1 protein-coding gene, 1 tRNA gene and 1 pseudogene are annotated in these 2,070 nt (G+C 72.3%); 2 read left to right on the top strand and 1 reads right to left on the bottom strand.

Annotated features, from left to right (window positions below):
- The first annotated feature begins 144 nt into the window (after positions 1–144).
- A tRNA-Pro gene (locus tag KBB57_RS17210) sits at positions 145–221 on the top strand.
- Between the two features lie 10 nt (positions 222–231).
- Complete coding sequence (locus tag KBB57_RS17205) at positions 232–1,314, top strand: 2'-deoxycytidine 5'-triphosphate deaminase (protein ID WP_290752836.1); 1,083 nt, start codon at positions 232–234, stop codon at positions 1,312–1,314.
- 193 nt (positions 1,315–1,507) lie between these two features.
- Here KBB57_RS17205 and KBB57_RS17200 read toward each other — a convergent pair.
- Positions 1,508–2,070 (bottom strand): annotated as a pseudogene (locus KBB57_RS17200) (vitamin B12-dependent ribonucleotide reductase); the annotation flags it as partial.

The following is a 2,070-nucleotide window of genomic DNA, read 5'->3' as shown; positions in this document are numbered from 1 at the left end:
CGTTCCCTGGTGAGCCCGAGCCCCCTTCACGCGCGCCCTTCGCGCGCGTCGGGCCGCGGGGGGCTCGATGCCCCCCGCGGCCCGGCCCCCGCGCGCCGTTTTCCGCTTGCCCCGCCGGCGAGGGCGGCTATAGAGCGGGCGTGTCGGGCTATAGCGCAGTCTGGTAGCGCGTTCGACTGGGGGTCGAAAGGTCGTGAGTTCGAATCTCGCTAGCCCGACCACATTCCCCGCATGACGGCTTCCGCCGGGGTGATCCCCGACCGGGAGATCGCGCGCATGGCCGCCGGCGGCGAGATCGCCGCCGCCCGCCTCGTCGAGCCGGGGCAGATCCAGCCGGCGAGCCTCGACCTGCGCCTCGGGACCGAGGCGTGGCGGGTGCGGGCGTCGTTCCTGCCGGGCGCCGCGCCGCTGGCCGAGCGGCTCGGCGAGTTCGGGATGCACCGGATCGACCTCGGGCCGGGCGCGGTGCTGGAGAAGGGCTGCGTCTACGTCGTGCCGCTCCAGGAATCGCTCGCCCTGCCGGGGGACGTCTCGGCGGTGGCGAACGCCAAGAGCTCGACCGGGCGGCTCGACCTGTTCACCCGGCTGATCACCGACCGGGGGACCGAGTTCGACCGCATCGCGGCCGGCTACGCGGGGCCGCTCTACGCGGAGATCTCGCCCAGGTCGTTCTCGGTGCTGGTGCGGCCGGGGATGCGGCTGAACCAGGTCCGCTTCCGCCGGGGCGACGCCACGCTCGACGACGCGGCGCTGGCGGCGCTCGACGCGGCGGAGGGGCTGGTCGACGGGGAGGCGCATATCGCGGGCGGGCTCGGCTTCTCGGTCGACCTGCGGCCCGAGGCCGGCGGCATCGCCGGGTGGCGGGCGAAGCCCCATGCCGGGCTGATCGACCTCGACCGCATCGGCTGGTACGACCCGCACGACTTCTGGGAGCCGGTGTCGGCGCGCGGGGGGCGGATCATCCTCGATCCGGGCGCCTTCTACATCCTCGTCAGCCGCGAGGCGGTCCACGTCCCCCCCGACTACGCCGCCGAGATGGCGCCCTACCTCGCCATGGTCGGCGAGTTCCGGGTCCACTACGCCGGCTTCTTCGATCCGGGCTTCGGGCACGCCGCGGCCGGCGGCAAGGGCGCAAGGGGGGTGCTGGAGGTGCGCTGCCACGAGGCCCCCTTCGCCCTAGACCACGGGCAGGTGGTGGGGCGGCTCGTCTACGAGCGGATGGCCGGGCGGCCGGAGAAGCTCTACGGCGAGGGGCTCGGGTCGAACTACCAGGGCCAGGGGCTGAAGCTCGCGAAGCACTTCCGGGCGGCGTGAATCCGCGAGAGCGTCCACGCGTGAACATGGGTCAAGTCATTGATTTCACGTAGCAGGATGCACGAATCTGCATGAACTTGCACGATGTTGCACGTTTGCGGGCGCGCGCCGTTCTGAAACGAAGAGAGGGGCCGCGAGGCCCCTCCCGTCTTCCGGCTTGTGTTGACCTGCTCGATGGTCGTCGCCGTAACCGTCAGCTGCAGCCGCTGGTGCCGCCGCAGGTGTTGCACTTCAGGCAGGTGCCGTTCCTCACCAGCGTGAAGTTGCCGCATTCGCCGCAGGGATCGCCCTCGTAGCCCTTGAGCCGGGCCTCGACGCGGGCGTCGACGGCGACGGCGGAGGCCGTCGCCAGCATCCCGGTCTGCACGGCAAGGCCGGAGAGGGCGCCGCCGAGGCCGAGGGCGCCGGAGACCGCGGCGCCGCCCTGCAGGACGACGAGCTCCTGGGGAAGGCGCTTGCGCAGGTAGCCGGTCGAGGAGATCTGGCGGATCACCTCCATCGAGGTCGGCGCGGGCGCGGGCTCGCCGGCCCGGGGCGCCGCCCGGCCCTCGGCCTCGCCGCCGCCCACGGTGTCGAAGCTCTCGCCCTTGGGCTGGACATGGGCGAGGTCGGTGCGGTCGAGGTAGGAGACCGCCAGCTCGCGGAAGATGTAGTCGAGGATCGAGGTGGCGTTCTTGATCGAGTCGTTGCCCTGCACCATCCCCGCCGGCTCGAAGCGGGTGAAGGTGAAGGCCTCGACGAACTCCTCGAGCGGCA

The organism is Amaricoccus sp. (assembly GCF_017993425.1).
Classification (GTDB): Bacteria; Pseudomonadota; Alphaproteobacteria; order Rhodobacterales; family Rhodobacteraceae; genus Amaricoccus.
This window is presented reverse-complemented; position numbering and strand designations above follow the sequence as displayed.